Raw genomic sequence first — 7,819 nt, 5'->3', positions numbered from 1 at the left:
TCGCCGATGAGTGGTTGATGATCTTCGACGACCGTGGCCACTTCATCGAGGCGCTTCGTCGAGCCTTCGACCGGGACTTTGGCCAGGTCCTGGGCCGTGGTGATAGGCAGCACGTGGCGGACGCCGATGCGCTGGTTCGGGGTCTCGATGAAGCCGCCGGTCCCGGCGACCGAAGCCTCCAGGAACGTCAGGGGCGAGTACCACAGCGAGTTTCCTGCGGTCTTGATGACGTCGATCAAAGAAACGTTGTTCTCCCGCATCCGCTCGGGATCGGCCAGCACCTGCAGCTGGCGCTCGCGCTGACCCCAGATGGCCACGTTGGCGACGCCCGGAATACCCATCAGACGCGGCCGGATCGTCCACCGCGCCTGCACGGACATCTCGATCAAAGACTGGGTCTTGGAGGAGAGCCCGATGAGCATGACGCGATTCGTGGACGAAAGCGGCTGTAGCATCTGCGGCGGGCTGGAGACGTTCGGCAACGCGTGCGCCTGGGTCAGGCGTTCCTGCACCACCTGGCGCGCGTCCATGGGATCCGTCCCCCGCTTGAAGGTCAGCTCGATGGACGACAGCCCAGGAACCGACTCGGAGCGCATGACGTCGACCCATGGCGTGCCCGCAAGGAGGTCCGCCTCGATGGGTACCGTGATCAACTGCTCGACTTCGGCCGCGGAAAGTCCGAGGGCTTCTGTCTGCACGTTGACCGTGACCGGCAGGATCTCGGGGAATACATCGACCGGCATGTCGTTCAGGCGGGCGATGCCCACCCCGAGCACGACTGCGGCGATCGCCACCACCAAGGGCCTGAACTTCAGACTGGTTTCAAGGATTGAGCGGATCATTGCTGACGACCTCCTCGCGGGGTGTTCCCAACCCCGGACTCACTCCCGAACGCATCGGGACCTTCTGCCCCACCGCCCAACAACCCCACGACGATGTGTGTGTACCTACCGACGAGGCGCGACACAGGATGGGGAGCGCACCGCTCTCCCGCCCGCGACCAATCGGCCGGACCGAACCCATGAATGGAATGAATACGTACGTGCACCGCAGCGCAGGCAAAGCCATTGCGCATGTCCGAACGCCTCCAGGGACAACTAGTCCTAACGGACTCGGCCTTTGGGGGGCGTCCGAGACTCCTCCGATCCATCGACTAGTGCGAGCACTGTAACAAGGCGCACGTTTGCCGTGCAACTGCTTTCCGAATTCTTGTGCTTCGCCGCTGTGCGGCGCCCCAGGTTGCACTTCCAGACGTGTTGCAACCGGGTTTCGGAAGCTTTCTACGGGTCGGTGCCGGCGGAATTGTGAAGTTTTCCGCATTTGTCAGCGACAGAAGCGCTGCGCTCGAGGTGGGCTATCGGCACTTCACCCGATGTGGGATCGATGAACCTCCTGGTCACGGTGGAGCCGGAGACGTTCCGGCTGCAGACGGTGAGAGTTCGCGCCGCGCGTCACACCGTCCTCTGCTGTGCGCTGTTTCGCACAGTTCGAGACGACGACAGTGGAGCTTTCGCTCCTGTCAGCGTGGTGAATTTGACGCGGTGCGCTCGATGACTCTAGGATCTCTCGACGCAAAGATTCAGCTAGCTGGTCCTGGCTCCTGGATGAGAAGGGCCTGCCTCGCATTCCGCCCCGTGGACCGTCACGATTCGCCCCCCGGATCATCGAGGTTCCTTTTCCGAGGACGTAGGCGCCGCAAGCCGAGCGCGACGCATTCCCATGCGCTCGTGTTCGCGAAGCTACGCCCGCCGGAGATGGAAGATCCAGCCGCCTGACTCCGAGGGTTCGAGACGCGGCGGCCGAACTCCCCCAGAAGGATGCGGCCGTCTCTTGCGAAGAGACCGTTCGAAAGGAGAGACGCCTGTGCGTACGCATGACTTCCGATCCACGCCCCGATTCCTCCTCGGTGCTTTCTTGGCCGCGGGGCTCAGCAGCTGGCTCCCAACCCCTGCCGCGGGCGGGGTCAAGGTGGTCGAAACCGAGGATTTCCGCTTGGAGCTGGGCATGCGGCTGCAGCCGCGGCTCGAGTACAGGCGGTTCAGCCTGCTCGGTAATACGGAGTGGGAACGCGATTTCATGGTGCGCCGAGCGCGCCTGAAGGCCAACGGCAAGATGCTCACCGCCATCTACGGCTTCGAGTGGAAGATCGATGGCACCGACCAGATCGCCGCGGTCCCCTCCGCCCAGGTCGAGAACGCCTGGATCCAGATCCCCCTGGGCGCCGGACTGGAGATCAAGGCGGGGCTCTACGATCAGCCCTTCTCCAGAGACCGGCTCACCTCCGACTCCCGGCAGCTGGCGGTGGACCGAACCGAGGTCTCGGGTGTTCCGGATGCGCTCGGCTTGGCCGACAACGCCACGGGATTTCAACTGCAGGGCAAGGTCCACAACGGCCGGGCGCAATACTGGGTGGGGGGGTTCGACAACCGCCGTGTCCGCGGCATCTTCCAGAACGCTCCCATGGCCGTCGGCAGGCTGGACCTCAACTTCGGCGCCACGACGGACATCTACCAGGATGCCCACTTCGGCGACGCGTCGTGGTACTCGGTGGGCATCAACGGCAGCTACCAGGGGTCCATCGAGGATTCGACCGGAGTCGATGACGGCAAGAACGCCGCCGTCGGCATCGACGGGATGGTGGACGTTCCCGCCGGTCCGGGACGCTTGTTCCTGCGCGGCGAGGCCAACATGACCAGCACGGAGAGGCCTGCCGGGGGCAACACTCTCGATACGCGCGTGTGGATGCTCGGCCTCGGCTACCTGACCTTCGGCCAGCGCTTCCAGCCCATGGTGGTCTTCGACCAAGTGCGTCGGGACGATGCAGAAGGCGGCGTCGTCACCAACGTCACCTATGTGGGCGCCAACTTCTACAGGAAGCAGCACAGCCTGAAGCTCCAGGGCGATGTCCGGCTGGAGGCCGGCAACGGCGAATCCGTCGACGGCGGGCGACTCCAGCTCCAGGTGGACTTCTGACCGGGGCTCGGTTTCCGGCGCGCCCGGCGAGGGAAGCGAGGATGCAGCGGTCGGTCCGTTCATCGTGAACCTGGCATGGCGGCGGCGAGACGCGTCTTCGTGATCGTGACTTCGTCGACCAGCTCGTCGTTCTCGCTCGCGTAGGATCGGATCGTGCAGCGTGATCCCTGCACCTGCACCTGGGTCCACAGGAGCGTTTGGTCGCGGAAGAAGGCCGTCGGACCGCAGCGCGTGGTCGGGCGGCCTTCCTTCCATTTCCCCCCCGCGCCGGTGACGATGAAAAGCGTGCCGTCCGGATCCTTGTAGTGCGGATCCTGTTCGACATCCACCGGCTTGCCGTGGCGGAGCGGATACAAGCGCTCGTACGTATGGGCGTGCCCAGCGAACACCACGTCCACCTTGTAGCGATCGAAGAGCGGCAGACAGTAATCGATGAGCGCCTGCGTGTTCCCCTTGTAGGTGCAGGTGATGACCGGATGGTGGAAGTAGACGAAGATCCAGTCGGCGTTGGCGTGCGCGGCGAGATCGCGCTTGAGCCAGGCAACCTGGTGTTCCCGGTCGTACATCTCGCCGGCCTGGGAGTCCAGGGCGATGAAGTGGGCGTTGGCGTAGTCGAAGGAGTAGTAGTGCTCGTTGTTCGGTAGATACCACTCGCGTTCCCAGTTCTTCGCCGGCGGGCTTTTCCAGTCGTGATTCCCCAGCGCCGGCCACACCGGAATGGTGCTCAGCACATCCTGCCAAGGACGCATCAGATAGCGGTCGTAGTCGACCGACCGGCCGCGGTTGTAGACCACGTCACCACAGACAATCCCGAGCTCCGGCCGGACCCGCGCGCGCAGGATGGATTGTGCCGTGGCGACCTGCCGGCCCTTGGTGTCGCCCAGGTCCCCGGTGGCGAAAAAGGTGAATTGGCGGTCGTTGGGACCTTCGTCGGTGCGGAAGGAGTAGGCGGTGCCGGCGGCGAGCGAGCGCTGGCCGGCGCGGACGCGGTAGAAGTAGCGGGTGCCGGCGTCGAGCCCGCGCAGCACGGCCGAGCGACGCGAGCCGTCGGAGCGCGCGGCGGCGGTGCGGCCGTATTCCTGGGTGGTGCCGAAGTCGACCGCTGGAGCTCCCGGATCGCTGGCAATCCAGGCAATCAGCACCGAATCGGATCCGAGCGCCTGCAGGTACGGGGCCCGGCTGTACCCGGGGGCGATCTCCGGCATCGGCTCGGACTTTCCCTGTTCATCGTCGTCGTCGTCATCGTCTCCGGCCTGGCCGCTGGGAGCGAAGCCGCTGGCGAGGGCGAGGAGCAGCAAGAGGACCGCGGTCGTGCGCGCGAAGCGATCGACTGCAGACGCCAGCATGAAAACACCGCCTGAAACTCTGGCTCGACGCGTCAATGCGCAGCAGCCGCGTTCGAGACGCGAACGCTGCAGTGAGGGGCGCTCCACAGGTCTTCGAATTCTATCCCCCGGTTCGGGACCCATGTCACAGGCGAGTCTTGCCTCTGTAACAGCAATGTAATAACTGCTGAGAGACCTTGGCGAGCCTCGTACGGAGCCGGTACCATTCCTCGTGTCCGATGCAAGGGGCCCATCGGGGCAACCTCGACTCCATGGGTCATTCCTGTCCTGGGCCAGGCAAGCCAGCCGGCGGTTTCGCGACCCATTTGGGTGAAATGGCTCCAGACAATCCGCCCCCGGCGGCTCGGTCTCGTGAGGGCCGACCTCCCAGCCGGTGGTTGCCCGGGGTGTGCACCAAGTCGGGTTCGCCGTGTACCATCATGGAAGCCCCTACGAACACCCCATGGATGCGGGAGTTCAGCAAGTCGTGTGCTCAGGATGGAGCCGGGAAGTTTGAAGCGACCGCCTGGAAGTCGTGCCCTCCGTCCAATGCAGCCCCCTCATGACGATCCTTCGTGCCTTGAGCACGTGATGGGCTGAGATGCAGATCGCCAACGGCGCTTGGGTGTTCTTTCTCCTCACCCTCCTCTGGGCGAGCCGGACGCCGGCCCAGGAAGAGGTGCGAGAGAACGTCGAGGGCAACGGCAGGCTCCGGCTTCGAGCCAGTCCGCTGCTCGACGGCTTCCACTTCGACGGCAAGCTCACCGAAGACGTCTGGCGCACCGCGGTCGATTCCATTCCCGATCTCGTCACCATCGAACCGGAGGAAGGCGGCGTTCCCGCCGGACGTACGGTGGTCAAGGTCCTGGTCGGTCAGGAAGAAATCGTGGTGGGCGCCCAGTGCTTCGACAACGATCCCAAGGGCATCGTCTCCTTTTCCAAGGCGCGGGATTCGGTTCTCGACGAAGAAGACCACCTGGTGCTCGTCTTCGACACGTTTCTCGATGCCCGTTCGGGCTATGTCTTCGCTCTGAATCCGAGCAACGCCCGTTTCGATGCCGTCGTCGTCGACCGGGAAGAGGTGAACAGCGAGTGGGACACGGTCTGGGAAGCGCGCACGTCGCGGGACGCCCACGGCTGGAGCGCCGAGATCCGCATCCCCATCCTCAGCCTCGGTTTCGCCAAGGGGTTGACCGAGTGGGGCTTCAACGTCCAGCGCCGCGTCCAGCGCCTGCAGGAGACCAGCCGCTGGTCCGGAGCCAGTATCGATTACGAGATCTACCAGACCAGCCGCAGCGGCTTGCTCACCGATCTGCCCCTCTTCGATCTGGGCAAGGGTCTGAGCATCCGTGCTTCCGCCGTGGGCCGCACGCGGACCTCCGGGCTCGAGAGACATCGGGACAACGAGACCGACCTGAGCCTGGACATGACCCAGAAGCTCGGCTCGAACCTGTCGTCGGCGCTCACGATCAACACCGATTTCGCCGAGACCGAGGTCGACGTCCGGCAGATCAACCTGACCCGCTTCCCCATCTTCTTCCCGGAGAAACGCAGCTTCTTCCTGGAAGGCGTGGACATCTTCGAGTTCGGCCTGGGGTTGGACCCGGAAGAGAATCTCCTGCCGTTCTTCAGTCGCCGCATCGGGCTCTTCGGCCTCGACGAGGAAGAGCAGGTGGAGATCCCGATCAACGTCGGCGGCAAGATCAACGGCCGAGTGGGAAACACGAACATCGGGGCCCTGGTGGCGAATACGAGGGAAGTGGACGCCCTGCAGGTGGACCCGGCCTTCACTGTCGCCGTCCCCCAGACCACCATGGGAGCCATGCGGATCAGCCAGAACCTCTGGCAAGAGTCCTCGGTGGGAATGATCGCCACCGTTGGCGATCAACTGGGTCGCGAGGGCGCCTGGCTGGCAGGCGTCGATTTCACCTATCAGACCTCGAGCTTCCGCTGGAACAAGAACCTCCTCATCGGCGCCTGGGGTTTGTTCAACGACCGCGCCGATCTGAGCGGCGACAAGTCCGCGCACGGCTTCCGAATCGAGTATCCCAACGATCTGTGGGACGTCAATTTCAGCTCGATCCATATCGGCAACGGCTTCGACCCTTCCTTGGGTTTCGTGCCGCGGAACAACATCCACATCTGGGACTTTGGTTTGGAAGTCAGCCCCCGTCCCGCCTCGAGCTGGCTGCGCCAGATGTTCCTCGAACTCTCCGGCACCGCGTACAAAACGGCGGACAACTCGGAGTGGGAGAGCTACGCCGCCACGGTCAAACCTCTCGACTGGCTCCTGGAGAGCGGGGAGCGCTTCGACCTCGGTTTGGAAGTGGAGGGCGACCGCCCCTCGGAGGTGTTCGAGATCTCCAGCGATGTGGACGTGCCGCCAGGCTCGTACGAGTGGGCGCGGTACTTCATCGGCGCCCGGGCCGCGGAAAAGAGAAGGATCAGCGGCGAGGTTCGCTGGGATTTCGGCACCTATTACGACGGTGATCTGAGCACCCTGACCGCCAGGCTGACGCTCAAGCCTTCGGCGCTCCTGACCGTCGAATTCACCGGGGAACGGAGCAAGGGCGACGTCATCGCCCTGATCGACGACTACGAAACCCAAGGCATGAAGCTGACCGAGAAGAACTACACCGAGGAGCTGTACGGCGGACGATTGCAGCTGAACCTCACCGCCGACCTGCAGTTCAGCAGCCTGACCCAGTACGACACCCAGAGCCGCGAGCTGGGGACCAACAACAAGCTGCGCTGGACGTTCGATCCGCTCGGGGACGTCTTCATCGTCTACAACTACAACGTGCAGCAGCGATACGACCCGAAATTGCGCAAGGCGACCTGCTGGGAGTTCATTTCCAGCGAACTCCCGGTGAAGGTGCAGTACGCCCGGCGGTTCTAGCGTGCAGAGAAACTGGCAGAGCGTGAACACGGAGGATGGCAGCCCGATGCACTGGTCCGCTCGAGTGGGAAGCCGGCGCCTGCTGCGGTGCTTCGCCGTAGGCTTCGCCTGTTTCCTCGGGGCGAGCACGCTCTCGCTCTCCAGCTGCGACGAATGCGCCACGACGGGTCCGCCGGACCCGCCGCCGGTGCTGGAATGCAACGGCCCGGTCACGGTGACGGTGAGCCCCGGGATGACACCCACCTTCTCCTGGACGCCGGACTGCACGCTCGGCCGGCTCATCGTCGAGGCAGGCCCGGGCGAGGAGTACTGGGGCACCGAAACCCTCGGCACCAACCTCTACCGTTCACCGATCGTTTACGGCGTCCACCCGCCCGGTTCGGTGGAGCAACAGATCCCCGAGCCTCTGACCCCGGGCATGGTGTTCCGCGTCTCGGTGTTCTACTGGGCCACCGCGGATCCCAACAGCCTGGACGCCGGTGGTCGGCTCATCGGGCAAGCCGAATTCACCCCGATGGTGGACAGCCTAGGGGTACGAAATGAGTGAAACAGCGCAGACGCTCCTCGTGTTTCGGCGCGCCAGCGGTCGAGACATGCGTTTTCGCGTCCGAAATTGGCGACA

At 64.2% G+C, this 7,819-nt stretch carries 5 protein-coding genes; 3 read left to right on the top strand and 2 right to left on the bottom strand.

Annotation, left to right across the window (positions count from 1 at the left end):
• The coding region (locus VFE28_03915; protein ID HZM15126.1) for an efflux RND transporter permease subunit at window positions 1-842 on the bottom strand (842 nt) is incomplete at its 3' end.
• A gap of 1,021 nt (window positions 843-1,863) precedes the next feature.
• Between VFE28_03915 and VFE28_03910 the strand changes: the two genes are divergently transcribed.
• Window positions 1,864-2,973 (top strand): porin, encoded by a 1,110-nt coding sequence (locus tag VFE28_03910; protein HZM15125.1) that lies wholly within the window; start codon window positions 1,864-1,866, stop codon window positions 2,971-2,973.
• Between the two features lie 59 nt (window positions 2,974-3,032).
• Here the strand turns inward: VFE28_03910 and VFE28_03905 are convergent, their stop codons facing one another.
• Window positions 3,033-4,319 carry a metallophosphoesterase family protein gene (locus VFE28_03905; GenBank protein ID HZM15124.1) on the bottom strand — a complete coding sequence of 429 codons (1,287 nt, stop codon included), beginning with the start codon at window positions 4,317-4,319 and terminating at the stop codon, window positions 3,033-3,035.
• 580 nt (window positions 4,320-4,899) lie between these two features.
• Here VFE28_03905 and VFE28_03900 point away from each other — a divergent pair.
• Together VFE28_03900 and VFE28_03895 are read left to right on the top strand one after the other, a co-directional pair.
• The gene (locus tag VFE28_03900; protein HZM15123.1) at window positions 4,900-7,197 is read left to right on the top strand and encodes a DUF5916 domain-containing protein; all 2,298 of its coding nucleotides are present in this window, start codon (window positions 4,900-4,902) and stop codon (window positions 7,195-7,197) included.
• Window positions 7,198-7,243: 46 nt separating this feature from the next.
• On the top strand, window positions 7,244-7,744 hold the full coding sequence (locus VFE28_03895; protein HZM15122.1) for a hypothetical protein: 501 nt from the start codon (window positions 7,244-7,246) through the stop codon (window positions 7,742-7,744).
• Window positions 7,745-7,819 lie beyond the last annotated feature (75 nt).

The organism is Candidatus Krumholzibacteriia bacterium, from assembly GCA_035649275.1.
GTDB lineage: Bacteria > Krumholzibacteriota > Krumholzibacteriia.
The sequence above is the reverse complement of the archived record's forward strand: the minus strand, read 5'-3'. Positions and strand labels throughout refer to the sequence as shown.